This window comes from Chitinimonas sp. BJB300 (genome assembly GCF_002735695.1).
GTDB lineage: Bacteria > Pseudomonadota > Gammaproteobacteria > Burkholderiales > Chitinimonadaceae > Chitinimonas.
Genome location: NZ_PDZH01000011.1, coordinates 11,790 through 37,888 on the forward strand (window position 1 = coordinate 11,790; position 26,099 = coordinate 37,888).

General features: G+C 54.7%; 22 protein-coding genes, 1 other RNA gene and 2 pseudogenes. 13 read left to right on the forward strand and 12 right to left on the reverse strand.

Features of this window, described 5'->3' with window-relative positions; all coding sequences use genetic code 11:
- Positions 1-119 precede the first annotated feature (119 nt).
- Entirely contained in the window at positions 120-947 is an 828-nt protein-coding gene (locus tag CSQ89_RS03150) for a polysaccharide pyruvyl transferase family protein (protein WP_099404741.1), read from the forward strand.
- A gap of 53 nt (positions 948-1,000) precedes the next feature.
- Here CSQ89_RS03150 and CSQ89_RS03155 read toward each other — a convergent pair whose 3' ends face one another.
- Positions 1,001-1,732, reverse strand: a complete 732-nt coding sequence (locus tag CSQ89_RS03155; protein ID WP_099404742.1) for a hypothetical protein — start codon at positions 1,730-1,732, stop codon at positions 1,001-1,003.
- 227 nt (positions 1,733-1,959) lie between these two features.
- Positions 1,960-2,433 (reverse strand): STY0301 family protein, encoded by a 474-nt coding sequence (locus tag CSQ89_RS03160; protein WP_139022871.1) that lies wholly within the window; start codon positions 2,431-2,433, stop codon positions 1,960-1,962.
- 167 nt (positions 2,434-2,600) lie between these two features.
- On the opposite strand from CSQ89_RS03160, the gene CSQ89_RS03165 reads away from it, so the two are divergent.
- Positions 2,601-3,131, forward strand: coding sequence for a DUF2165 family protein (locus CSQ89_RS03165; RefSeq protein WP_099404744.1), 531 nt, complete (start codon positions 2,601-2,603; stop codon positions 3,129-3,131).
- Positions 3,132-3,175: 44 nt separating this feature from the next.
- Here CSQ89_RS03165 and CSQ89_RS03170 read toward each other — a convergent pair whose 3' ends face one another.
- From CSQ89_RS03170 to CSQ89_RS03195, 6 genes are all read right to left on the reverse strand, one after another.
- Positions 3,176-3,982 carry a substrate-binding periplasmic protein gene (locus CSQ89_RS03170; protein WP_099404745.1) on the reverse strand — a complete coding sequence of 269 codons (807 nt, stop codon included), beginning with the start codon at positions 3,980-3,982 and terminating at the stop codon, positions 3,176-3,178.
- Between the two features lie 346 nt (positions 3,983-4,328).
- Positions 4,329-4,811: an SRPBCC family protein gene (locus tag CSQ89_RS03175; protein ID WP_099404746.1), complete on the reverse strand. Its 483-nt coding sequence runs from the start codon at positions 4,809-4,811 to the stop codon at positions 4,329-4,331.
- Between the two features lie 185 nt (positions 4,812-4,996).
- Positions 4,997-5,638 (reverse strand): DUF2238 domain-containing protein, encoded by a 642-nt coding sequence (locus CSQ89_RS03180; protein ID WP_099404747.1) that lies wholly within the window; start codon positions 5,636-5,638, stop codon positions 4,997-4,999.
- Positions 5,639-5,739: 101 nt separating this feature from the next.
- Positions 5,740-6,735: a hypothetical protein gene (locus CSQ89_RS03185; protein ID WP_099404748.1), complete on the reverse strand. Its 996-nt coding sequence runs from the start codon at positions 6,733-6,735 to the stop codon at positions 5,740-5,742.
- Positions 6,736-6,802: 67 nt separating this feature from the next.
- Entirely contained in the window at positions 6,803-9,598 is a 2,796-nt protein-coding gene (gene acnA, locus CSQ89_RS03190; protein ID WP_099404749.1) for an aconitate hydratase AcnA, read from the reverse strand.
- 330 nt (positions 9,599-9,928) lie between these two features.
- Positions 9,929-10,825 (reverse strand): transcriptional regulator GcvA, encoded by an 897-nt coding sequence (locus tag CSQ89_RS03195; protein ID WP_099404750.1) that lies wholly within the window; start codon positions 10,823-10,825, stop codon positions 9,929-9,931.
- A gap of 251 nt (positions 10,826-11,076) precedes the next feature.
- On the opposite strand from CSQ89_RS03195, the gene acnB reads away from it, so the two are divergent.
- A complete protein-coding gene (gene acnB, locus CSQ89_RS03200) occupies positions 11,077-13,665 on the forward strand; it encodes a bifunctional aconitate hydratase 2/2-methylisocitrate dehydratase (RefSeq protein WP_099404778.1) in 2,589 nt (862 codons plus the stop codon).
- Between the two features lie 21 nt (positions 13,666-13,686).
- Here the strand turns inward: acnB and CSQ89_RS22365 are convergent, their stop codons facing one another.
- On the reverse strand, positions 13,687-13,839 hold the full coding sequence (locus tag CSQ89_RS22365; protein WP_158228883.1) for a hypothetical protein: 153 nt from the start codon (positions 13,837-13,839) through the stop codon (positions 13,687-13,689).
- A 57-nt stretch (positions 13,840-13,896) separates the two neighbouring features.
- On the opposite strand from CSQ89_RS22365, the gene CSQ89_RS03205 reads away from it, so the two are divergent.
- The 6 genes and pseudogenes from CSQ89_RS03205 to CSQ89_RS03235 form a co-directional block, all read left to right on the forward strand.
- On the forward strand, positions 13,897-15,057 hold the full coding sequence (locus tag CSQ89_RS03205) for a patatin-like phospholipase family protein (protein WP_099404751.1): 1,161 nt from the start codon (positions 13,897-13,899) through the stop codon (positions 15,055-15,057).
- Between the two features lie 416 nt (positions 15,058-15,473).
- The gene (gndA, locus tag CSQ89_RS03210) at positions 15,474-16,880 is read left to right on the forward strand and encodes an NADP-dependent phosphogluconate dehydrogenase (protein ID WP_099404752.1); all 1,407 of its coding nucleotides are present in this window, start codon (positions 15,474-15,476) and stop codon (positions 16,878-16,880) included.
- Positions 16,881-17,058: 178 nt separating this feature from the next.
- Positions 17,059-17,382, forward strand: a complete 324-nt coding sequence (locus CSQ89_RS03215; protein WP_099404753.1) for a hypothetical protein — start codon at positions 17,059-17,061, stop codon at positions 17,380-17,382.
- Between the two features lie 304 nt (positions 17,383-17,686).
- The gene (locus CSQ89_RS03225) at positions 17,687-18,022 is read left to right on the forward strand and encodes a DUF4156 domain-containing protein (protein WP_099404755.1); all 336 of its coding nucleotides are present in this window, start codon (positions 17,687-17,689) and stop codon (positions 18,020-18,022) included.
- A 228-nt stretch (positions 18,023-18,250) separates the two neighbouring features.
- Positions 18,251-18,463, forward strand: a pseudogene (locus CSQ89_RS23655) (IS6 family transposase); the annotation flags it as partial.
- A gap of 216 nt (positions 18,464-18,679) precedes the next feature.
- Positions 18,680-18,867: pseudogene (locus tag CSQ89_RS03235) on the forward strand (IS5/IS1182 family transposase); the annotation flags it as partial.
- Between the two features lie 9 nt (positions 18,868-18,876).
- On the opposite strand, the gene CSQ89_RS03240 reads toward CSQ89_RS03235, so the two are convergent.
- On the reverse strand, positions 18,877-20,055 hold the full coding sequence (locus tag CSQ89_RS03240) for a vWA domain-containing protein (protein WP_099404757.1): 1,179 nt from the start codon (positions 20,053-20,055) through the stop codon (positions 18,877-18,879).
- A 122-nt stretch (positions 20,056-20,177) separates the two neighbouring features.
- Here CSQ89_RS03240 and CSQ89_RS03245 point away from each other — a divergent pair, with 122 nt between their 5' ends.
- From CSQ89_RS03245 to CSQ89_RS03260, 4 genes are all read left to right on the forward strand, one after another.
- A complete protein-coding gene (locus CSQ89_RS03245) occupies positions 20,178-21,023 on the forward strand; it encodes a ChaN family lipoprotein (RefSeq protein ID WP_158228884.1) in 846 nt (281 codons plus the stop codon).
- 413 nt (positions 21,024-21,436) lie between these two features.
- Complete coding sequence (locus tag CSQ89_RS03250) at positions 21,437-22,864, forward strand: coniferyl aldehyde dehydrogenase (protein WP_186293361.1); 1,428 nt, start codon at positions 21,437-21,439, stop codon at positions 22,862-22,864.
- Positions 22,865-22,875: 11 nt separating this feature from the next.
- A complete protein-coding gene (locus CSQ89_RS03255; RefSeq protein ID WP_099404759.1) occupies positions 22,876-23,433 on the forward strand; it encodes a hypothetical protein in 558 nt (185 codons plus the stop codon).
- The gene (locus CSQ89_RS03260) at positions 23,426-25,060 is read left to right on the forward strand and encodes a GMC family oxidoreductase (RefSeq protein WP_099404760.1); all 1,635 of its coding nucleotides are present in this window, start codon (positions 23,426-23,428) and stop codon (positions 25,058-25,060) included. The genes CSQ89_RS03255 and CSQ89_RS03260 overlap by 8 nt, the downstream gene beginning before the upstream one ends.
- A gap of 181 nt (positions 25,061-25,241) precedes the next feature.
- Here CSQ89_RS03260 and CSQ89_RS03265 read toward each other — a convergent pair whose 3' ends face one another.
- Both CSQ89_RS03265 and ffs read right to left on the reverse strand, forming a co-directional pair.
- The gene (locus tag CSQ89_RS03265; RefSeq protein ID WP_199065184.1) at positions 25,242-25,874 is read right to left on the reverse strand and encodes a TetR/AcrR family transcriptional regulator; all 633 of its coding nucleotides are present in this window, start codon (positions 25,872-25,874) and stop codon (positions 25,242-25,244) included.
- A 127-nt stretch (positions 25,875-26,001) separates the two neighbouring features.
- Positions 26,002-26,099, reverse strand: an RNA gene (ffs, locus tag CSQ89_RS03270) — signal recognition particle sRNA small type.

Genomic DNA, 26,099 nt, shown 5'->3' on the forward strand with positions numbered 1-26,099 from the left:
ACAACATGCTGCCAACCCTGCCACCTACACGCGAGCCCCTGCGTATTGCCTCTATTGGTTACTTTAATCGGTTCAACTAAGGCGATGAACTTTTACAGCAGTCGATCGCCAGGCTCTTCATGCATCACGCGATTAACTTCCTTGGCTGGATGCCAAGCTATAGCGCTCTGAATGAATCTGATTTGGTTCTGGTAGGCGGTGGCAGCATTTGGCCCGACTCTGCTTTCTTCACCCGACATGAAACTCTGTTTGCTCACCTAAGTGTTCCATTTTGCGTAATTGGCATCTCCGCACGTAGCGACAACCCCGGCATTAATAATCGTACACAGCGGCTGGTAGACCGCCCTGCTTTTTTCCATGTGCGAGACGAAGAGACCCTGCAGGTATTACCATCGAAATCGGGTATCCGTGCTGGGGCTGATCTCAGTTGGTGGAATGATGATATTCCTCAGTACCCTGCGGCGAGCGATGGGCGGGGGCCGATTGTGTTGAACCTGCGCGAGTGGAAGCGCAGTGACTGGTCACCCCCCAAGCTGGCGGCGGCTTGCCGTGAATCTGGCAGCGCTATTCTGCCGATGCCCATGTTTTTTGGCTTGCCGGTCCATGATTCCGCAATCGATCGAAACGATACGGCCCTCTTGCACGAACTTGGCCTGTCCGACCCGCGGCCTTATTGGCGTGACGAAGTTCTGTCTGACGCGGCTATTGTGGTGTCGATGCGCTTTCATGGCTTGCTGTTGGGGATTCGATCCTGCCGGCCGGTCATCGGGTTTGACTATCACCCTAAAATCCGCAGCTTGTTTGCTTCACTGGGGTTGAGCGAGTTTTGCCTACCCTTGAACGAGCCTGTGCGCCTGAGAGAGGCGATTGCAAAGATACGCGATGACTACGATGGCGTGGTGGAGAGGGTATCGGCGATCTGCAGCGCGTTATTCGCTACAGGCTAGGCCGACCGCAGTGCATTTCTACAGACCTTGCAGCAACAGTTCAGTCATCGATTCTAGCTGTCAAAGCCCAATTGGGTTCGCAGCACAGCACGAACAGCACTTTGGCCGGGCGTATCCAGATACGGCAACATCTCGCTGTACCAGACAATAGCTTGGCTGGAAGCCAGCACCGGTATAACCACCGGCCAGCTTTGTGCCAGGAATGCATCAAAGTCGGGCAGGCCCCGCAGTGCCAGATAGGTAGGGTCGGTATTGTGCAGGGGCAGATAGACACCCTTCATCCAATCCAGATGGGGCAGGGCCGGTGCCAGCTGCTGTTGCTGGACCAAGGCACGGATAAATTGGGTTCGAATCAGCATGGGCGGCAATACTTTGCGCCGCTCGTTGATTTCGATAGCCTTGCTAATCCATGCATCCCCCCGCTTCGCGTCACCGATCATGATTGCGGCGACCGCCAATTGCAGCGCATGGTGTGCCGTGGGTGCCAGTTCAAACAGCTTTTGCGTCACCGAATAGGCATCCGGCCATTGTTCCGACGCGATTGCCGCCAGCGAGCAAATCTGAATCGCATCCTGGCGTATGGATTTGTCCGTTGCTTGCATCAAGGGGGTCGCTGCGACAAGTGCAGCGCTAAAGTCGTCCAGCGATAAAGCGGTACGTGCGCCGGCAAGCGCCAGCTGGTCTGGCGTCAAGGTAGATGAATCGGCCGCAGGAGGTGCGGTCGCAACCGTAGTGGGTGAGGACGGCTTGGCTTGTTGGCCAAAGAGTTTAGAGAAGAATCCCATTACGTCCCGGCATCCAGCGAGGTAGGTTGATAGTGTAATGCCAAGCGGATGGGAAGAAAAAGGAAGGCTACCCATCGCGCGTGAGGCTGATACCGTAGTAGCAGCCAATCGGCGTGCTAGCTACCCCCACTTCACCCTGCTGACAGCTGCGGGTGGCAGACCGTAAAAAAGATTCTTCGTCCATGCTAAACGCGGCGAAAAGGACTGCGCCCCACAATCAAACTTGGCTAGTCACACCAGGCGCGTGCCACCATTTGTGCATTGTTGTATTGGATACTGCATTGCTTAAGCCCTGCGGGTAAGGGTTTTGATAACTCGATGACACTATTGCGATAGCTGCAAATAAACCAATTCTCTTCAGACGTAGAGAAGGGCCAGACATTGATGAAACTGCGCTCTTTCTTGGATTTAATGGTTCTATCTGGTGCCAGTATTGCCCTTTCTTCCGGCGGGCCTGATGAAAAGCCGGTGACCTCGCCATGATGCTTGCTGGTAGTTGTGCCCTGATCAAGCACCGTAGGGGATGATTTTGAGATGCGCCATCCGCTGGGCGGGGTAACGATTTCTTGTTTTGTTTCTATTTCAGCCGGGCAGGAAAGTTCAAGGCTGGCTGCAGCAACCTCGGCGGAAACCGCAAGCGCTAAGACAGTGAATATGCGCATTTTTAGTAATCTCTCACCATTTAAGGTATGTGTAGGCAATCAAGGAATCGTACTTTACGTTGCCAGAATGTGGATAGGGTTAATGCCTAATGGCAGAATATTTATCAGTCTGTATTATAGAAGGGCGCGAGTAATAAACATTGTCAGACACATCTAGTGTCTTCGTAGAAGTATTTCGACCCACTGATGCTACAGAAATCTCCGAAATGACAACCAATCAGCAATTCATTCAGATCCAACGTTTGACTAAAGGCGTGTTGGCGATTTCGATCGGCTTTTTCGGTCTACTTGTCGCTAGCGGGAATATGCTTGATTTTAATTCCAACTGGCAATTTGTTCAGCATGTGTTAGCGATGGACAGTATGGAACCTTGGTTTTCAAGCCCGGTGTTGCAAGCACGAGCTATTGCCAATGTAGGGCTGCAGCAGGCTTTCTATATCGCCATCATCTGTGGTGAATTGACTTTTGGTCTGCTATGCAGTCTTGGTGGGGGCTGTATATTAATTGGCACGCTAATGCACACCAAGGCAAACTTTCTGTTACGAGGGAAAAGCTGCTTTACGCTTGGTTGCCTCATTGCTATTTTGGTTTGGTATACGGGTTTTGCCGTAATTGGGGGCGAGTATTTCGCCATGTGGGCCAATAAATGGAATGGCCAAATGAAAGCCTATGCGTTTATTGGTTTTATTTTACTAAGTCTGATGTATATTTCACAGCCAGAATATTCTGCTGAATAGAGTAGCATTGGCGGTAAATGTTATTGATGTCGAATTGATCTTGTTTATTTTTTAATATAGTGAGCAATTAATTTAGCCAGCCGACCATTTCTTTTTATTCTGGTCAGTTCCTGATTAAAGCGCGGCATATATTTCTTCCACTTCTTGCTGAACATAAAACGTAGGTCATAGCTATCAACTTCCTTGTTTGAGTGACCTAAATGATCTGCCCATCCTTGTGTCTTAATAATCCAAGACCCGGTAATTTCATTGAGGATAGCCACGTCGCTACGACCAATCAGTAGTTTGGCCAATATGGTTTTTTCAGTTGGTGCGTCTTCGCGTTTCATATAGCCATGCTGGAAAAAGGTATCCAGGGATTTATAAAAATAGCCCAGATGCGTACCTACTACTTTTCCTTCCAGTGACATAGGGTTTTCATAAACCACGGGTGCCAGGGTGTTTGAGAATACAACATCTCGCACACGAAAAAATGAATCAGTAAAAACAAAACGCTCAGGTTGTACAGCCCATTCTATTGCCCGATACGCTACATCCGCAGTTTGGTTATGAACTACCGATTCAATGCGTTTCTCGGGGGTTGCCACTGCCTGAACTATATAACCAGAGTTTTTAACTATTTCTTGTAATACATCAATAATCAATCCATAGGTGTCTTGCCCAGGCTCAACAAATAGGAGAGGGGGTAAGCCGTCTGAAGGAACGCTGATGCGAATAATTTTATCTGCAAATGCGACGGGCATTGAAAAGGCAATGTGCAGCAGTAGCATTGCTCGAAAGTATGTGTGTATATCTGACTGGAAAGTTAGTCTTTCTCTGGCAAAATTAACTACACCGACAATGCTATTCATGATAGTGAATCTTAGGTGTTTAAATAATATTTGATTGTAACATTCAGTTATCTATTATGTCTTTGTCCTAATGGTAAACGGGAGATGTTAACTTGGATTCGGCATGTGTATGGCCTAATCGAATCGGGATAATATATTCCCGGCCGCCCCTATAATATATTCTTTGGGTGTGTAATCAAGAGGTAGATTTTCTGAATTGAGCGTGAGCCGAATACAAGCGATGGTGCGATGTGAGTACAACTTTTTAATGTGTCGCTACGGTATATTCCGCTTGGTCGGGTCCCAACGTTATTCCGTTGAGACTTGCCGCTAGAAAGGGCGGTGTTTCCTAACCCGCCCTCAATGCTTACATATTCTCCACCAGCGTGGCAAGCTGGTCGGCACACTGCCCCCAGCCTTCATAAAAGCCCATCTTTTTGTGCGTTTCACAGTCGGCAACGCTCCAGTGGCGTACACGTGCGGTGTACTTAGTCTTGCCGCCCATATCTTCAAACGTCAGCACGACTGTCATAAATGGTTTTTCTGCGGGTTCCCAGGCTGCTGTATAGGCATCGGTGAACACAATCCGCTCATTTTTGACGATCTCCAGATAGACACCCCGGTTCGGTAGTTCCACCCCCTCTGGGCTGCGCATTACCACCAGACTCGAGCCCCCAGGCCTTACATCGAGCAGGGCTACCGGCGTTGTATAAGGCAATGGCGCAAACCATTGCTTGAGTAATTCCGGCTCCGTCCAGGCACGGAACACCTTCTCGCGTGGGGCGTTGATTAGGCGACTTAGCATCAGTTCGCGGTCAGAAGTCGATTTGGCCTGGGCGGTGGCGGACATAAAAATCTCCCCGAATAATTTTCGCTTTGTAGGATGTGGTGGTTGCGCTTGAACAGGTTTCTAGCATTGGAAATATAGGCTGCCGGCCTCAAGGGACAAATGATGAAGTTTGCTGATTGCCGGGAGACCAATGCCCAAGGTTGTCCCCTATTAGGCGAGGACAGGGCTGTTGAGAGGGATGTCGCCTATGTAGGCCGCTGCGGATTATCAGTGGATAGCAGCAATGGAAGCTGGCGATCATGCCTGCGCGAGAAGCATAACAAGGTGGTGATTGCCCCGATCAGGGCACAGAACATGTCGGATTGTGTATCCCAGGGGTCGCCCTGGGTGCCAAGAAATTCGTCAGCGCCTTGGCCAAGCGCCAACGCGGCGGCCCATTCGATCAATTCGTAGGTGGCGCTGATCGCAAGCACTATGCAGATGACGATAAAGCCAAGCATCTTTGGCCCCCGTATGTATGCGCCGCGTATGAGTATCTCGCGCGCTGCCAGAGCGGGGATAAGGCCTTGAAAGAAGTGGCCGATCTTGTCGTAGGGGTTACGGCTCAGCTCCAGCAGTTCCGCAATCTGAAACCCCAGGGGGACGCGCGCATAGGTGTAAGTGCCGCCGATGATCAAGACGACAGCATGTAAAAAAATGCCGGCATACAAAAGCGTGGTGAGGGGAAAAGAGCGATGCGTTGCCCACAGCAGCGGTAGCACGATAAGGACGGGAAATACTTCCAAAAGCCAAGTGCCGCGATCGTAAGGCTGTACGCCCGATAGGGCGAGCAGCCCCACGAGTACGATAGATGCGCCCACCAGTGGCTTATTGGATACGGTTGGCATGAGCTGGGAGCAGCCTTCGGCAAAGTAATCGGTTGCCGGAGTGTGCAGGATAAAGTCAGGTCAAACAAATCGCAGTCTGGCTAGTCGTTGGTTGCGTGGCGTCAGTGAAACGGTGGGACGTTCTTCCGTACGAATAGTGGCAAGCAGTTGAGTATGAGTGCGCGGCTCGGGTGCCAAAATGCGGACAGCAAGAGTAAGGCAGAGCCAATAGCCATTGCCGTGATGGCAAAGTGCAGGCTGACTACGCCATATTGCTTGAGCAGTGCGCTGAAGGTGTACAAGACATAAGCCAGAGCCGACACCATCAATGCCCTGCGGTCAATCGTGAGGGAAACCAGCGCGATGACAATATAGAGCCCCACCACCATGATAGCTTGGGCCGGGCTGGTAGGGCCGCCGAAGATATTCAGCGAAGCTAATACCGGGTGCACCAGCAATGGCGCAGCCAAGAGATGGAGCCAGAACGCAACATCTGCCTTGCGGGTCTGTCGCAGGGTATCGGCGGTATCCCAACGCAGTGCCAGGATAAACACACCTACACCAGCCAGGACAGAAAGAATGTCTGCTGACTTTGCAGCCTCATTTGCCGTTGGAAACAACAAGGTGATGACCACGCCAATAAAGGCGATGGCACCTGCTGCGACGGTGATGGGCACCTTGAAACGTAACCAGTGCAGCCATGCCGCTGCCGCCGCAATGGCGCTGGCAGAAGCGAGGCTCCCATCCTTATTGCCTGGCATGAAGGCGAAAGTCATAAAGACTCCACCGACAAAAGCCAGGAGCAACACAATGGAAGGCAACGCCATGCGGCGCTTACGGGTAAAGAATTCAGCCAGCCCCCATGCTGCGGCAGCGACACCCAATGCGCCTACCGGGGGAGTGGCGGCTGCGCCAATCCAAGCGATCGAGGCCAGCAGTAACACACACGCAATGAACACAAAAATATCATTGAACCCGGTGATGAACCGAAAGTCTTCTTCGTGGATATTTTTGGGTAGGCCCTTTTGCTGCGCGACGTGGGCTCTAAATGCGGTGGCAGTGTCGTTGGTCAGAACACCGGCTTTGATGGCGGAAGCGAGATCGTCTTCGTTGTACATAAATCGATAGTTGGGTTGGACAATGGGTCGGCCTTAAGCCGACCCGACTTTACACACTATCTAGATATCAAGCCTTGGCCATAAGTTCCCGCAGCACAAAGGGCAGAATGCCGCCGTGCTTGTAATAGTCAACCTCGATGGGTGTGTCGATACGGCAAAGTACTTGTACATCCTGGTGACTGCCATCGGCCCGGGTGATACGTAGGGTAAGGTCCTGCTGCGGTTTAAGGCTGGCGTCCACACCGATGATGTCAAAAGTCTCGTCGCCCTTCAGCCCGAGTTTTTCCTGATTGGCATCGCCTTTGAACTGAAGGGGCAATAACCCCATCCCGACCAGATTGGAGCGATGGATACGCTCGAAGCTGCGCGCCACCACAGCCTTGATGCCCAACAACTGGGTACCTTTGGCGGCCCAATCACGGCTGGAACCGGTGCCGTATTCTTCACCAGCAAAAACCACGGTCGGTGTACCCCGGGCGATATAGGCCTGAGCGGCGTCGTAGACCGACGTTTGCACGCCATCAAGCAAGGTATAGCCGCCTTCCTGGCGACTGCCATCGGCCTTTAGTGGCAGCATCAGATTTTTCACCCGTACATTGGCAAAGGTGCCGCGAATCATGATGTCGTGGTTGCCCCGCCGGCTGCCATAACTGTTGAAGTCCACCTTTTGCACACCATGCTCAAGCAGGTAGCGGCCCGCCGGCGTGCTGTCCTTGAATGAACCCGCCGGTGAGATATGGTCGGTAGTGACCGAGTCGCCCAACACCAGCAAGGCGCGTGCGCCGCGGATTTCATTGATTTGGCCCGGTTGCATGCTGAAGTCTTCAAAGAACGGTGGCCGGGCGATATAGGTGGACGTTGGCCAGGTATAGACTTGGCCGGTAGGCGCGGGGATGGCGTTCCACAGGTCGTGGTCACGCGTGAAGTCGCCATAGAGGCGGCGAAACACCTCCGGGTTCATGGCGAAGTGCATCAAGGCGGCGATTTCGTCGCTGCTGGGCCAGATATCCCGCAAAAAGACGGGTTTACCGTCGTTGCTGGTGCCCAGTGGTTCGGTTTCCAGGTTGATATTGGCGCGGCCCGCCAGGGCGAAAGCCACCACCAGCGGTGGGCTGGCAAGGAAGTTGGCTTTGATATTGGGATGGATGCGTGCCTCGAAGTTGCGGTTGCCACTAAGGACGGCGGCGGCGATCAGGTCGTTGTCAATGATGGCTTCGTTAAATTCGGGGGCAAGGTCGCCGGCATTGCCGATGCAGGTTGTGCAGCCATAGGCGGCAACGTTGAAGCCTAACTGGTCGAGGTAGGGCTGCAGGCCGGTTTCTTTCAGGTATTCAGTAACGACGCGCGAGCCAGGGCCGAAGCTGGTCTTGACGCGCGGGTGTACAGTCAGGCCCTTCTCCACAGCCTTCTTGGCCAACAGGCCGGCGGCCAGCAGCACGCCTGGGTTGGAGGTATTGGTGCAGCTGGTGATAGCGGCAATCAGGACATCGCCATGGCCGATATCGATATTGGATACTTTGGCGGCAGTAGTGGGTTTGTCCACCATCTCGACCATATTGTGCACGGGCGCGATTTGCCGGAGCGGCTGTGCGCTGGCCGCCGCATTGTGTTGGGTGGATACCCGTTTGCCCAGTTCTGCCGCCGGTTTGCCAAAGCCATTTTCACTGATCGGCAGGCTAAATAGGCTGTTGAAGCTGCTGGCCATGTCGGGCAGAGCGATGCGGTCTTGCGGGCGCTTGGGGCCGGCAAGGCTGGGTACGATGGTAGTGAGGTCAAGCGACAGGGTTTTGCTGTATTGGATCTCGCCCGGCTTGGGCATGCCGAATAGTCCTTGGGCTTTGAAGTAAGCTTCGAAAGCCTCGACTTCGGCATCCAGCCGACCGGTGCCACGCAGGTAGGCCACGGTTTTGTCGTCGACGGGGAAAAAGCCCATGGTGGCGCCATATTCAGGTGCCATGTTGCCAATGGTGGCGCGGTCCACCACGCTGAGGCTGGCGGCGCCTTCGCCAAAGAATTCCACGAATTTGCCCACGACCTTCTCGCGTCGCAGCATTTCGGTGATGGTCAGCACCAAGTCGGTTGCCGTGATGCCATCGCGCAGCTTGCCTTTGAGCTCGACGCCCACCACGTCCGGTGTCAGGAAATAGACGGGTTGGCCCAGCATGCCGGCTTCCGCCTCGATGCCACCGACACCCCAGCCCACCACGCCGACACCGTTGATCATGGTGGTGTGGCTATCGGTGCCCACGAGGGTATCCGGGAAGGCCATGCCATCGCGAATCTGCACCCCGCGGAACAGGTATTCGAGGTTGACCTGGTGGACGATACCGATACCGGGTGGCACCACTTTGAAGGTATCGAAGGCCTGCATGCCCCATTTCATAAACTGATAGCGCTCGCTATTGCGCTGGAACTCCAATTCCATATTCAAGCGCAGGGCATCAGCACTGCCGTAGTGGTCGATCATCACTGAGTGGTCCACCACCAAGTCGACCGGCACCAGGGGCTCAATGGTCTTGGGGTCCTTGCCCAGCTTGGCGGCGACATGGCGCATGGCGGCAAGGTCGGCCAGTAGCGGCACACCGGTAAAGTCTTGCAATACGACGCGTGCAACAACGAAGGGAATCTCATCCACGCGCGCCGCGGTTGCGCGCCAGTTGGCTAACTCGCGGACATGCTCCTCGCTGACTTTCTTGCCATCGCAGTTGCGCAACACCGATTCAAGCACGAGTCTGATCGACACTGGCAGTTTGCTGATCGGGCCGATTTTTGCGACCTCCAATGCCGGCAAGCTGTAGTACTGGAGCGATTTGCCAGAGCTCAAGGCCAAGGTCTTGAGGGTGTTATGCAAATTGTGCGGCATGTGTGATCTCCCAATTGACTGACTTATCCCGCATACGACCATCTGGCGCGGCATGGGGTTCGATATTGGCCCTATCGTTTACCTATCTCCCACGCAAAAGCAAGCATGGCGCGTGCTCTTTACTTTAGCTTCTGATTACGCATCTTGGTGTACACCCGTCGGGCATGTACGGGTGACGCTGACGTTAGCCCATGGTTTTTAAGAACCTGTCTAAGGTCTCGCGAGCTAAGGCAAGATAAGGCGAAAACAGCCGAGGAAGCGGAATTTACAAGTGGTAAATGAGCATTCCGAGGGTGTTTTCAACGCCATATTGTCGACGCACAGCAGACTTTAGACAGGTTCTAAGGCCGCGGCGCGTGCTTCTAGCCATTGGCAGAAGGCGGTGATGGCAGGGTCGTTCATCACCGCACGGGGGGTAATCCAGCAATAACCGCGTACCCGCACCGTTGGGCCGGACAATGGCGCAACCAGTGTGCCGGCGTCGATTTCGGCTTGCATCATGGGCAGGGGGCCAAGTGTGATACCCAGGCCGTCCATGGCGGCTTGTAGAGCAAGATAAAAGTGATCGAACTGCTGGGTGGCGGCCGGTTTCAGCTCGGGTACGCCGGCCAGGGTAAGCCACCGCTGCCAGGCGGTGGGGCGTGTGTCGGCATAGAGCAGCGTATGCCTAGCCAGGTCGGCCGGTGTGTGAATGGCGTTGCGTTCGAGCAGGGTAGGGCTGCACAACGGGATTTCCCATTCGTCCAGAAAAGGCTTGCTGATATAGCCGGGCCAATCACCCGGCCCACGGCGGATCGCCAGATCAAATGGGCTGTCCAGCCGGCTGACATCACGGTCGCTGGTGACAAGGCGTAATTCCACATCGGGGTGCTGGCGCTGGAAGTCGGTGAGCTGGGGCAGCAGCCAATGCATGGCCAGTGTGGGCGTGGAGTTGATTACCAGCCGGCGTTGCCGGTTTGGCTGCTGTAGCTGTGCAGTCGCGTTGGCGATGATGTCGAAGCCATCCTGCACTTGCACCAGATAGCGCCATCCGGTATCGCTGAGTTTGACCCGACCGCCGCTGCGCTCAAACAACTTTATCCCCAACCATTCTTCCAGCTGCTTAATCTGTTTGCTCACAGCACCGTGGGTAACGAACAGCTCGTTGGCGGCAGCAGAAAAGCTCTCTAACCTTGCTGCTGCCTCAAAGGCGCGTAGGGCATTCAGGGGAGGGAGGGGTTGGCTCATGCTGTGATGATAACTCACAGTGGCTGTCGCGATTACTCGTTTGTGCGTTGCCCGGCTTACGCGTAATCTCCGCCGCATTCCTTATCGGCTTTTACCTGTTGAAACAGCCTTTTGGCTAGGGTTAAAGCAGGAAAATAGCCTATAAAATCAGCAGGTTTGATTACTTGCCCGGCACTCCCGGCCGGATGGGGAGCAGCCCGTCTGCTTCCCCTTTTAAATATCGCAACCGCAACCGTATAAAGGTCATCGCCATGCTAGAAGCCTACCGCCAGCACGTTTCAGAGCGCGCCGCTCTGGGTATTCCCCCGCTGCCGCTTACTTCACAACAAGTCGCCGACTTGGTGGAGCTTTTGAAGAGCCCGCCGGCAGGTGAAGCGCAGACCCTGGTGGACCTGATCACCCACCGCGTGCCGCCCGGCGTGGACGATGCCGCCAAGGTTAAGGCGTCTTTTCTGGCGGCGGTAGCTGAGGGTTCGGTCAAGAGCCCGTTAATCGACCGCGCATTGGCGACCAAGCTGTTAGGCACCATGGTGGGGGGCTACAACGTCAAGCCGATGGTGGACCTGCTGGTTGATGATGAGGTGGGTGCCATTGCAGCCGAAGGCCTCAAGAAGACCTTGCTGGTATTCGACTACTTCCACGACGTGAAAGCACTGGCCGATAAAGGTAACGCCAACGCCAAGGGTGTGCTGCAGAGCTGGGCCGATGCCGAATGGTTCAAGAGCCGCCCGGAAGTGGCCGAGAAAATCACGGTGACCGTCTTCAAGGTGACAGGCGAAACCAATACCGATGACTTGTCACCCGCACCGGATGCCTGGTCGCGCCCTGATATCCCACTGCATTACCTTGCGATGCTGAAGAACGCCCGTCCCGGTATCACCCCGGAAGAAGACGGCAAGCGCGGCCCGATGCAGTTTATTGAAGACCTGAAGAAGAAGGGCAATCTGGTTGCTTATGTGGGCGACGTGGTCGGTACCGGTTCCTCGCGTAAGTCCGCCACCAACTCGGTGGTATGGGCCACAGGCCAGGACATTCCCTTCGTGCCGAACAAGCGCTTTGGTGGCGTTACCCTTGGTGGCAAGATCGCGCCGATCTTCTTCAACACGCAGGAAGATTCCGGTTCGTTGCCGATTGAAGTCGATGTATCCAAGCTCGATATGGGCGACGTGATCGATGTGTATCCCTATGCCGGCAAGATTGAAAAAAACGGTGCCGTGGTGGCCGAGTTCAAGCTTAAGTCAGACGTGATCCTTGATGAAGTACGTGCCGGTGGCCGTATCAACCTGATCATCGGCCGTGGCCTGACCAGCAAGGCACGGGAAGCGCTGGGCCTAGCTGCCAGCACCGAGTTCCGCCTGCCCAAGCCACCTGTCGACAGCGGCAAGGGTTTCTCGCTGGCGCAGAAGATGGTTGGTCGTGCTTGCGGTCTGCCAGAAGGCCAAGGCGTACGTCCCGGCACCTATTGCGAACCAAAGATGACCACCGTGGGTTCGCAAGACACCACCGGCCCAATGACCCGCGACGAGTTGAAGGACCTGGCTTGCCTGGGTTTCAGCGCCGATATGGTCATGCAGTCGTTTTGCCATACTGCCGCCTACCCTAAGCCGGTGGATGTGAAGATGCACAAGGAACTGCCAGCCTTTATCAGCACCCGTGGTGGCGTGGCGTTGCGCCCCGGCGATGGGGTGATACATAGCTGGCTGAACCGCCTGCTGCTGCCTGACACGGTGGGCACCGGTGGTGATTCGCATACCCGTTTCCCGATTGGTATTTCCTTCCCGGCCGGTTCCGGCTTGGTGGCTTTTGCCGCTGCCACCGGCGTTATGCCGCTGGACATGCCGGAGTCAGTGTTGGTGCGCTTCAAGGGCAAGATGCAGCCCGGCGTCACCCTGCGTGACCTCGTCAACGCCATTCCGCTATATGCCATCAAGGCGGGTATGTTGACGGTGGCCAAGGCAGGCAAGCAGAACATCTTCTCAGGCCGCATCCTGGAAATCGAAGGTCTGCCTGACCTGAAAGTGGAGCAGGCGTTTGAGTTGTCCGATGCATCGGCCGAGCGGTCGGCTGCTGGCTGCACCGTGCATCTCGACAAAGCGCCGATCATTGAATACATGACGTCGAACATTACGCTCATGAAGAATATGATTGCCAATGGCTACGCCGATGCTCGTACGCTGGAACGACGTATCAGGGCCATGGAAGCCTGGATCGCGAATCCGGAGTTGTTGAAGGGTGATGCGGATGCGGAATACGCCGCTGTAATCGAAATCGACCTCGCCGACATTCACGAGCCTATCGTAGCGTGCCCGAACGACCCGGATGATGTGAAGACCTTGTCCGATGTATCGGGGGCGGTTATCGACGAAGTATTCATCGGGTCATGCATGACCAATATCGGCCATTTCCGTGCTGCATCGAAGCTACTGGAAGGCAAGCGCGATATCCCCGTCAAGCTGTGGGTGGCCCCGCCCACCAAGATGGATGCCGAGGAGCTGACCAAGGAAGGCCACTATGGCACCTTTGGCACGGCTGGTGCACGTATGGAAATGCCCGGCTGCTCGTTGTGCATGGGCAACCAAGCCCAGGTGAAGGAAGGCGCAACCGTGATGTCGACTTCTACCCGTAATTTCCCAAACCGCCTAGGTAAGAACTCGAATGTGTATCTGGGCTCAGCCGAATTGGCAGCGATCTGTGCCAAGCTGGGCCGCATTCCTACCCGCGACGAGTACATGGCTGACATTGGTGTTCTGAATGCCAAGTCCGGAGAGATCTACAAATACATGAACTTCAACGAGATCAAGGATTACCAGGACGTAGCGGATACTATCGCCGTTAAGTAATACCGGGAGTTTGCAAGGCACTTAAAAATCAGCCCGCCAGAAATGGAGGGCTGATTTTTTATTTTGGCGATGGGAAACCGAGGTTTTTTCAAGTGACTGCTTATTCACATGCGCCAGGGCAGCGGCTAAGGCTGGTTTTTGATGGACGGCTGTTTGCTTTTGTAAATTCTTCATCCAAAAAGAAGGCTGCTGCTTCGCAGCATCAGTACCTATTTTTGGAGGATCAACAAGATGGCTAAAACAGCGCTTAAAAAGCCAAACAAGGCGGAAAAACCCAAGGTCGCCCTGATTCTGCAAGGGGGTGGGGCTCTGGGTGCTTACCACATCGGTGCCTACCAGGCGTTGCAAGAGGCGGGATACGAGCCGGATTGGCTGTCCGGCATTTCGATCGGGGCGATCAACGCCTGCATCCTGGCCGGCAATGCACCCGAAGACAGGCTTGGTAAGCTGGAGATGCTTTGGCAGGAGATTTCCCGTCCGGGCCTTGATGGCTTTCTGTTTGAAGGAGAGATGCGCCGCCTGTACAACCAGTTCAGTTATCTTGGTGCGGTGATGCTGGGCCAGCCCAATTTTTGGCAGCCACGTTTCCCGTCACCGCTCCTGCTAAGTGAAATGTTGCCGCAACAAGCCAGTTACTGCGATACGGCGGCCATGTTGGCAACCTTGGAGCGCTTGGCGAACTTTGATTTGATCAACCAGCAGACCACACGCTTGTCACTGGGCGCTACCAAGGTGACAACCGGCGAATTGGTATTTTTTGATAATCACCGACAAAAAATCGGACCGGAACATGTGCTGGCCAGTGGCTCGCTCCCCCCAGGCTTCCCTGCCACGGAAGTGGATGGCGAACTGTACTGGGATGGTGGTTGTGTTTCGAATACCCCGCTGGATGCCATATTCGATGATGAAGAGAGCGCCAGCGGCCATACCTTGATCTTTATGGTTGACTTGTGGGATGCGCACGGGCTGCCGCCAAACAATATGGGCAATGTCAGCTGGCGGCAAAAGCAGATCATGTATGCCAGCCGTAGCCGGCAAAATATCTGTGCCGTGGCCAGCAAACATAACCAACGGCGTGCATTGCATCAAATGGCTAAGGCGTCGCCTGCCGCTGCGGCCAAAGTAAGTAGTGATCTGCATCTGCACAAGCACAATGAGCAGGCCACCTTTGATATCGTGCACTTGATCTACCATCCGGCATCCGACCAGATAGCGGATTCCGATGCGGAGTTTTCGCGCACTTCGATTGAAGAGCGACGCGCTGCCGGGTATTCAGATATGCAGGGCGCTTTGGAAGATGCATCGTGGCGGCGTTATCGGCGTCCATCGTCTGTGGGCACCGCGGTGCATACCGTACGCCAAGGCGAGGTTCGTAGCGCCTGCCCAACTTAACACCAGTCATATACAGGTAAGAACCTATCTAAAGTCTCGCGAGCTAAAGCAAGATAAGGCGGAAACGGCCGAGGAAGCGGCGTTTACACAGGGTAAATGCGCATTCGGAGGGTGTTTTCAACGCCATATTGCCGATGCGCAGCAGACGCTTAGGCAAGTTCTAAAGATGTAACGCAGCCTACTGGGGAACTGGTAGGCTGCTTTTCTTTGCGGGTACTGCCCAACGTCTGGCAGATTTTTTGATTTGTAGCCGATATTTTTTTACTACAGGTCGAGTTTGCTGGTAAAAGGCGGCCCAAGACTTGTTGTAACGATCAACCTCGGGACCGGTGCCAAAAGTGCGGGTCTGCTTTCGTTGCAAATCAATTGGCCATGGCGTGGCCCGAGCTGCCACGCACAAGTATTGGATAGAACAAATGCCCAAGCAGAAAATCGGCGTTATCGGCATGGCGGTCATGGGCCGCAATCTGGCGCTAAACATTGAAAGCCGTGGCCACACGGTGTCGATCTACAACCGGTCGTCCGACAAGACCGAAACAGTGGTGGCTGAAAACCCAGGTAAGCAGCTGCGGCCTTTCTACAGCCTGAAAGACTTCGTGGCTTCGCTGGAAACCCCACGCCGCATCCTTTTGATGGTGAAAGCCGGTACGGCCACCGATGCGACCATCGAACAGCTCAAGCCATTGCTCGACAAGGGCGACATCATCATCGATGGCGGTAATACGCTTTATACCGATACGATCCGGCGTAACCACGAATTGTCGGCATTGGGTTTCAACTTCATCGGTACCGGTGTATCGGGTGGGGAAGAAGGCGCGCTCAAAGGCCCATCCATCATGCCTGGCGGCCAGCGCGAAGCTTATGAGCTGGTGGCACCTATTCTGAAAGAAATCGCCGCCAAGGCCCACGGCGAGCCCTGTGTGACTTATATCGGCCCCGATGGCGCCGGCCACTATGTGAAGATGGTCCATAACGGCATTGAGTATGGCGATATGCAGTTGATTGCCGAAGCCTACGACATCCTGAAACGGGTGGTGGGGCTTTCCAACGCCGAACTTGCCGAGGTATTCGCCGAGTGGAATCGTGGCGAACTCGACAGTTTTCTGATCGAGATCACAGCCAGCATCTTCAAGAAGCAGGATGAAGAGAGCGGCGGCGAGTTGGTGGATGTGATCCTGGATACAGCTGGCCAGAAGGGCACCGGTAAGTGGACCAGCAAAAGCGCGCTTGATCTGGGCGTACCTTTGCCCTTGATTACCGAATCGGTGTTTGCCCGCTTTATTTCGGCGTTGAAGCCTGAGCGTGTCGAAGCCGCCAAGGTGCTACATGGCCCGGCGACCCGCGCCGCGGTGACCGACCGAAACGCCTTTGTCGAATCGGTGCGCCGTGCGCTCTACCTTTCCAAGATTGTTTCCTACGCCCAGGGTTTTGAGCAGATGCGCAAGCAGTCGGATGAGATGGATTGGAACCTCAACTACGGTGAGATTGCCCGGATTTTCCGTGCCGGTTGCATCATCCGCTCGGGCTTCCTACAGAACATCACCGATGCCTATGCTAATAACCCAAAACTGATCAACCTCCTGCTTGATCCGTACTTTGCCAAGATCGCCAATGAATATCAGGCGGCCCTGCGTGAGGTGGCTGCTACCGCCGTACTCAACGGGATTCCGGTACCCACGTTTGGTTCGGCGATTGCGTATTTCGACAGCTACCGTGCTGAACGTTTGCCGGCCAATTTGATTCAGGCCCAGCGCGATTACTTTGGTGCGCATACGTTTGAACGTACCGACAAGCCGGGGGGTTTCCACGCTCAGTGGTTTTGATCGCCACAAGTCTTGGTGGTCAGTACAAAAAAGCAGCGTCTTGTAAAGACGCTGTTTTTTTATGTCTGCCAAGTATCTGCATGTAGGTTTATGTCGTCACGTCGGCTTTCAGGGTGGGTGCGACGGGGAATTTCCCGTGCCAAGGCCGGTCTCTCCCTATGTTGTTGAGGAGGGCACCATGCAAGAGACGATAGCCGACCGGTGGCGTCTGGATGTGAACGCCTGTTTGTGGTTCCGAGCCTCGGCGGGTAGTACGGTCCGGCTGGCTTCCGGTAGAGCCTATCTGATACCACCACCGCAGTGGCTGGCCGATACGATGGTATGTGAACGCGTGATCCTGCTTGGGGGGAGCACCCATGTCATGCGTGCATCAGGCTGGGTGGTTATCCAGGCAGCCAGCGCCACTGAGCTATGGGTCGCGGCGAATGGCAACGTGCCATCGTGGCCAGCATGGTGTCTAGAAAGGGCGATGCGTTGGTTGAAACGATGTATTTCAGCCTAAGAACCTGTCTAAATTCTGCTGCGCTTCGGCAATATGGCGTTGAAAACACCCTCGGAATGCGCATTTACCACTTGTAAATGCTACTTCCTCGGCTGTTTCCGCCTTATCTTGCGAGACCTTGGACGGGCTCTGAGCGTCGCTTATTTGCATCGTACCGCCCGTAACGACTGGTTGATTGAAGCACATGCGCATAAACTGGTGCGCTTGCTGGGTATGGGTTTAAGCCTTGAGCCAATATACCCGTCCCGATGATAATTAAGATTGCCAGCGTATGCTTGGCGGATGCCTATGTGGGAGTACTTGGATGATGCGTAAATCGGCTGCTCAATGTAAATCACTGTTGGGCTTGTTGCTGGTGGTGTCGCTGGGTGCCTGTGCCCCCTTTGTGCCGCTCAAGTCAGCGGCCGAAGCCGTTGAGGTCAGCAACCTGGAAGCCACTACTGCTTGCACCCTGAAGGGGAATGTAAGGGTAAAGGTGCTGAACAAACTGGGGCCGGTGGCGCGTGACCCGGGCAAGGTCATTATCGAACTCAATACCTTGGCCCGTAATTCGGCGGTTGAGCAAGGTGGTGACACCGTAGCGGCAGCTGGGCCGATTGCCGATGGCGAGCGGGAGTACAAGGTTTTTCGCTGCCATTGAACGTGGCTACCTGGATGGCATCTGGCGCTGGGGGTGGCGTCAGTTGCGTTAGGACAACGCAAGCAATGTAGTTTGAGTGGCGAAGCCAACAACAATGCTGTTCTGGGGAAACGCCGCAGCCGCATGGCGGCGTCGTTGCGCGTTGGATGGTTCTGTCGCAATAAGCCCGTTGAAGTGAAAAAGTTCAGGTAAGCGGAGCCTATGAAAGCCGTCCACCTTCAGCTCGAGATGTCGAGCCTTCGCAATGTCCTGAAGCGTCTGCACTATCCGCTGGAGATCATGTTGATGTGCGTGCGCGGGTACGCAGCCTACCCACTGAGCCTGCGTCATCTGGAAGAAATGATGGCCGAACGCGGCGTGACGGTCGATCACGCCACGATACACCGCTGGGCGCTCAAACGCCTGCCCGTGCTGGCCAAGGTGTTTCGTCAGCGCCATCAAACGGCGAACTCGGCCGATGCTCGGATTCAAGGACTTTCGTTCGACGCCAGGATAATTGCCGGTATCGAAACCCTGCACATGATCTGCAAGGGGCAGCTCGACTGTCCCAAGGGCACCCCTTTATCTTCAGCGCAGCAATTCTATTCCCTAGCATACTGAGGACCACCACGGGACTGGGCTTTTCTCATCCATCACCCTTTTTGCGACAGAACCGCCGTTGTTCCACCACGTAAACATCGTAAAGTGCAGCGCGAGTATGACAAAGACTTGTATCGCCACCGTCATCTGGTCGAAAAGGCTTAAAGCGCAGGCGGGGCATCGCAGCCCGTTATGCCAAGAATATGGCCTCTTTTCTGGCGGCCGCCCAGATCCGCTGTATGGCGATCTGGATCGGCATCTTGTGACGACACCCTCTAGCTACTTTGCAGTTTTCGCATAGCGGCTTCCAAGCCGGCAGGTGTGAGGGGATACATACGTTCCTCCATTAACCCGCGCGTAATACGCAGTGACTCGGTATAGGCCCAACGGGATTCCTCGACGGGGTTAAGCCATACGGCACGGTGAAAGTGCGCTAGCAGTCGTTTCAGCCAAACTTCACCTGGTTCCTCATTCATGTGTTCAACCGAGCCACCAGGGTAGACGATCTCATACGGGCTCATGGTTGCGTCGCCCACGATAATAAGCTTGTAGTCACTGGGATAGGTGTGCAGCAAGTCAAAGGTCGATTGGCGTTCGCTATTGCGGCGTTGGTTATTGCGCCAGATCGACTCGTAGAAAAAATTGTGAAAATAGACATGTTCCAAATGCTTGAATTCACTTCGCGCAGCGGAGAACAAGTTTTCGCAAACTTCGATGTGGTCATCCATGGACCCCCCGACATCAAGGCATAGCAGCACTTTCACCGCGTTGTGGCGTTCCTGTGCGAATTTCAGGTCCAGCCAACCCGCGTTGTCAGAGGTGGCGCGGATGGTGGCATCAAGGTCCAGCTTGCTGGCTTCGGATTGACGCACCAGCTGGCGTAGACGGCGCAGGGCAACCTTGAAATTGCGGGTACCCAGTTCACGGCTATCATCGAAGTCCTTGAATTCACGATGGTCCCATACCTTGACCGCGCGGTGATGGCGCGACTCATTTTGGTCGATGCGGACGCCTTCCGGATTGTAGCCATGGGCGCCGAAGGGGCTGGTGCCGCCGGTGCCTATCCATTTGTTACCCCCCTGGTGGCGTTCCTTTTGCTCAGCCAACCTTTCCTTCAGTGTTTGCATCAGTTGGTCCCAGCCAAGGCCTTTGAGCTGAGCTTTTTCCTCGTCGGACAATTGTTTTTCAACCAGTTTGCGTAACCAGTCTTCTGGGATGGCGGTTTCCAGTTTCTCCAGCAGGTTGTTCACTCCCTTGAAGTACTGGCCGAAGACTTGGCCATAACGGTCGAAATATTTTTCGTCTTTGATCAACACGGTGCGGGAGAGGAAGTAGAAGTCATCCAAACTGCCGCTGACTACGCGTGTATCCAGCGCTTCCAACAGCGTCAACAACTCTTTGGTCGAGACAGGTAGCTTGGCGTCGCGCAGGTGATAAAAAAAGTCGATCAGCATGGTGGTAGAGGGGTGGGCTGGAACAGACCCTTATTGTCGCTGCTATTGATCCACGCTGCCATGGCTTGGCGTGCTTCAGGGTTTTGTTGATAATGGCTCTCAATAAAATATCGAAAGCTGCTATGCGTTGTTCTTTACCCAGTCGGGTGCTGGTCCTCGCGGGCTTGTGCTGCAATCTGGTGGCTTGTGCTACTGCACCCAGTACGCCCAAGCCGTTATCGGCGGTCTTGACAGGCTCGAATACGGTGCTGCTTGGCGAGGTACATGACAATGCCGTAGTACATGCATTCCGGCTTGCCGCGTTACGCCAAGCTGTTGAAGCCGGCTGGCGGCCGGCGATTGCCATGGAGCAATTCGATCGTGAAAAGCAGGCGACGCTTGATTTGGTCCGACAGGCTAAACCGGTGGATATTGACCGGTTGATAGTCGAAGCGGCTCCATCAGGAAAAGGTTGGCAGTGGGACTACTACCGGCCGGTATTGGCATTGGCCATCCAGTACAATTTGCCCATTGTTGCGGCGAATCTATCGCGTGTGGATGCTGCCAAGGTAGCAAAGCAAGGTGTTGCTGCGGTATTGCCAGATAAGTTGATAGTGGACTATGGCCTTGCAGCGGGTGTGCCTGACGATCTATTGGCGAAACAACGCCGGGCGATAGACCTAGGGCATTGTGGGCAGCTGCCCCCATCGTTGCTCGAAGGCATGGCGCAAGCCCAAATAGTGCGCGATGTAGTGATGGCTGAGGCAATCAAACCCTACTTACAGAATAAGCGGGGGGTGGTGCTATTGGCCGGCAACGGCCATGTGCGGCGCGACATGGGCGTACCGCATTGGCTGCCGGGTGCCATATCGGTAGGGATGGTGGAGCAAACTGAGGCGGCGGCTTATGACCAAACCTATCTATTGCCCACCCAAACCCGGGCTGACCCATGCGCTGGGCTATCCTTGCCGATGGCTACATCGAAGTGACGTTGCGCCACCTTGCACCAAGCCAGGGTCGGGTCTTAGAACCTGTCTAGAGTCTGCTGTGCGTCGGCAATATGGTGTTGAAAACCCCCTCGGAATGCTCATTTACCACTTGTAAACTCCGCTTCCTCAGCTGTTTTCGCCTTATCTTGCCCTAGCTCGCGAGACTTTAGACAGGTTCTTAAATCGCTGCCCCGTCAGATGTTGCATCGCCGATACGCTTGGGTGCTAGCCTGTAAGCACCTTTGCCCGCTGTCTGTCGTTTTTGTAGATAAGCCGAGCAATCGCTCGACTGCGTGGCGATTGCCTGCTTTAGAATGACCCTGCACATCAGAATGCGGTGAAAAACCGCAGCCTCATGCTTGGTGAGACGACGTAGCGGGCAGAGGTATCCACAAGACAACGAGGAGGCAACTATGCAGGCCATGTTCGAACCCCACGACAGCCAAGCTGAAAAAGCACGGCTTGCCGAGTTGTATGCGCGGCAGCGCGAGGCATTTGTTGCCGATCCATTCCCCGCTGCCGAAGTAAGGCGCAGTCGGCTGGGCCGTCTGAAACGTGTGTTGTTAAAGCACCAGGATGCGCTTGCTAAGGCGATTTCTGCTGACTTTGGGCATCGATCGGTACATGAGACGCGGCTGCTTGAACTATTCCCCAGTATTGCCGGTATCAAGCACACATCGCGTAAACTGACTCGCTGGATGAAGCCCAGGCGGCGCGGGGTATCGATCTGGTTTATGCCGGCCAGCAATACGGTGATTCCACAGCCGCTTGGTGTCGTCGGCATTATTGTCCCTTGGAACTACCCATTGTTTTTGTCGATTGGCCCGTTGACAGCGGCATTGGCCGCTGGGAATAGGGCAGTGGTCAAGATTTCCGAATACACGCCGCGTTTTGGCGAAGCATTACGTTTGGCGTTAGCTGAGGCGTTTGACGAGCGTGAAGTGGCGGTACTCAACGGCGGGGCGGAAGTCGCCCAGACATTTTGCAGCTATGCCTGGGACCATTTACTGTTTACCGGCTCTACCAATGTGGGTAAGCATGTGATGCGCGCCGCTGCTGATAATCTGACCCCGGTGACGTTGGAGTTGGGTGGCAAGTCGCCTTGTATCGTGCATCCGGACTTCCCTATTGCGACAGCGGCCGAGCGCATTTTGCATGGCAAGTGCCTGAATGCGGGGCAGACCTGTGTCGCGCCGGACTACGTCTATGTCCCCGAAGGTAAAGAAGCTGAATTTATTGCGGCAGCCAAGGCGGTGGTTGCCAAATGGTACCCGACCCCTGGCCAGAACCCGGACTACACCGCGGTGATCAATGGCCGGCATCTGGCGCGCTTGCAAGGGTATTTGCGGGATGCTGAAGAGAAGGGTGCGAAGGTACAGGCACTCGCGAGTGTTGATGCGGCATCGGGGAAGTTGGCTCCGACAGTGGTGCTGGGTGTGAATGACCAGATGACCATCATGCAAGAGGAGATTTTTGGTCCGATTCTGCCGGTGCTGACTTATCGCACCCTGGATGAACCCATTGACTATATCAACGCTCATCCACGGCCGTTGGCCTTGTATTACTTCGATTACGACAACCAGCGCATTGGCCGGATGCTGGCAGCCACTATTTCTGGTGGTGTCGGCATCAACGAAACCGTGATGCATGTGGGACAAGACGACTTGCCGTTTGGTGGTGTGGGGGCATCCGGCATGGGGCACTACCACGGGCATGAGGGCTTTGAAACGTTCTCCAAGCTGAAGCCCGTTTTCGTACAAAGCCGCCTCAATGGAATATGGATGATGCGCCCACCTTATGGGTCTTTGGTAGCAAGACTATTGAAGTTCATGCTGCGCTAAGGAGTGAGGTCATGCTCACCCGACGCCAATTGCTACAAACCGGCTTTGCCGGTGCTGTTGTATTGGGGCTGGCGCGTTTTGCCTATGGACCGATCACACCCGATGCCGTGTATGCAGGGGGGCAGCCCAGTCGCTTCAAGGTGCTTGATGCCGAGAGTTGTACTGCCATTGCAGCAATTGCACGGGTGATGCTGAAAGGCGCTTTGCCTACCAACGATACGGCAGCGTATGCGATGGCATTGCAGGCTGCGGTGGCAGGTTGTGATACCGTTATTTCCGGTTTACCCGAAACTGTTCAGGATGAAGTCAAAGACTTGCTTGCTTTGTTGGCGAGCAGGCTTTCCCGACGCTGGATTGCTGGTGTGAGCTCTGCCTGGGAAGCGGCAAGCGACGACGAGGTCGCGTATTTTCTCAATCGTTGGCGTTACTCCGCCTTTTCCTTGTTGCGCAGCGGCTATCAGGCGTTACACCAGATTGTCTTTGCTGCCTGGTATGGCAATCCGCAAGCTTGGGTCGGCATTGGCTATGAAGGCCCCCCTGAATTTGTGAAAGGTTATTGGCATGCCTAAAGACCTGATTGCCGAGGGGTTGGCATCTGGCAAATGGGATGTACGCGATGCCTCTAGCTTTTTGCAGGATCAAACCGTAGAGGCGGATGTCGTTATCGTCGGTACGGGGGCGGGTGGTGGTGTGGCGGCCGAAATATTGAGCTTGGCGGGTCTTAAGGTCGTCATGGTTGAGGAAGGGGGTCTGAACTATGCCTCCAAGCATTTCCACTTGCGTGAGGCGGAGGCTTACCCGCAGCTTTATCAGGAATCGGCGGGCCGGCAGACCAAAGACAAAGCGATCACGATTCTACAGGGACGCACCACGGGCGGTTCGACGGTGGTGAACTGGACTTCCAGCTTTCGTACACCGCCCACAACCCTGCATCACTGGCGTACCCGTTTCGGCCTTGAAGATATGACAGTGGAGGGCTTGGCCCCTTGGTTTGGTCATGCCGAGAAGCGCTTGAACATAAGGGATTGGCTGGTTGAACCCAATGCTAACAATAAGGCCCTCGCCCTGGGTGCCGAACGCATCGGTATTCATTGGGCAAAGATGCGCCGCAATGTGAATGGTTGCCTGAATCTTGGCTACTGCGGAATGGGTTGCCCGGTCAATGCCAAGCAGTCGATGTTGGTTACCACCATACCTTCCGCCTTGAACCAAGGCGCAACGCTGTTTATCCATAGCCGGGCTGAGCGGGTATTGCTGGAGGGGGATCGAGCAGCGGGTATTGAATGCGTGGCCATGGATGCGAGTGGAAGATATTCCATTGGGACGCGGTTGACGGTTCAGGCCCGTACAGTGGTATTGGCAGGTGGTGCGATCAATACACCGGCATTGATGTTGCGTTCAAAACTTCCCGACCCATTTGGGTTGATCGGAAAACGTACATTTTTGCATCCGGTGAATATTTCCGGCGCCATCATGCCTTCCAAGGTGGAAGGGTGGCAGGGCGCCCCTCAGAGCATTTACTCCGATCATTACCTCGATACCATGCCTGTTGACGGCCCCATTGGCTACAAGTTGGAAGTGCCGCCACTGCACCCTGTTTTAACGGGGATTACCATGAGTGGCTTTGGTGAAAAGCACCGTAATTTGATGGCGTGTTTTGATAAGTTACAGGTAGTTTTGGCTTTGCTTCGTGATGGGTTCAATGAGGGGAGTCAGGGTGGTACTGTGGGGTTAAAGTCCGATGGCACGCCATTGTTGGATTATCCTATCAGCAGCTATGTGTGGGCGGGCGTGCGGGAAGCGTATCTCACGATGGCAGAACTGCAGTTTGCAGCAGGCGCAACGCACGTCATGCCGATTCATGAAGATGTTGCGGCAGAGGGGTATGCCAGCTGGGCAAAGGCTAGGTCAGCCATTCTGGCGCTACCATTGGTGGCGCTGCGTGCCAGGATGGTGTCTGCGCATGTGATGGGTGGGGCGGGTATGAGCGTGCGTGCTAACGAAGGCGTGGTGAATAGCGAGGGCCGGTTCCATCATGCGAATGGTTTGTATGTGATGGATGGGTCGGTTTTCCCAACCTCCATCGGCGCGAATCCGCAACTGTCGATATACGGGTTGGTGAGCCGTAATGCAAGCTTGCTTGCCAAGGCCCTGACCGGAAGGACGGTGGTGTGGCCGGTTGCTTCTTCCGTGTAAGAACTGTCTAAAGCCTGCTGCGCGTCGGCAATATGGCGTTGAAAGCGTCCTCACTTCCCCGGCTGTTTTCGCCTTATCTTGCCTTGGCTCGCGAGACTTTAAACAGGTTCTAAGGGAGAGCCAAATCAAAAGCCCCGTATCAGCACGGGGTTTTTGACTGGTTGAAAGGGTTGACCAACCCTCAACTCGGTTTGTAGCGTGCTTCGATCTTCTCGAACGTCGCTGCATATTCTGGTTGCACATAGGGTTTGAGCAATGCCAATACTTGGCGTACACCTTGCCTGCCGGTCTCTTCCGTCAGGGGGATATCCGGCCGTACTGTCTGCTGGAAGGTGAACCAGAATTTCACGATGAGCCAGGCTGTCGTGGCCAGCGGTTGGATATCGCCAAGTTTGACTGACAAGAAACCGATGCTGGCGAACTCACTGAAAGCGCGTGCCAGTATGGGGGCAATATCGTCCTTCACAAAGGCTTGGTAGTCGTTTTGCAGCTGCGAATTGCGGCTTAACAAACCTGGCAAGTCGTAAAAGAGGAAGCGGTACTGCCACATGGCAGTGAAGGCAGCATCGAGATACTGCCCCAGATCTTCTGCTTCCAATGCCCGGTTCTCGGGCACGCGCAGGTGTTCCCGCATGTACTCTTGATACAGGCGGAAAATCTGGTAGACAATTTCTTCCTTATTGCGGAAATGGTAGTACAGGTTGCCGGGGCTGATGCCCAGATGGGCTGCGATATGGTTGGTCGTGATAGGACGTTCACCATGCTCGTTAAAGAGCTGGAGACTTTCCTGCACGATACGGTCGTAGGTCTTCATCGTCATTCTAGGAGGGGCGGGCGTAAGAATGACGTAATATTACACGACTTGAGTAACTGCTCTAAATTACCATTTGGATAAATTGAGCGTGTGCAGAGAAATAAAGCGGGATTTTTATAAAAGGAGAGGTGGCGAGCCCGACCCTCGGCACTTACCTGCATCGCTGTGGCTGCTTCCTTCCGGACCTGACCAGATTCACGACTTGGCAATGCGAGGAGACCCGCC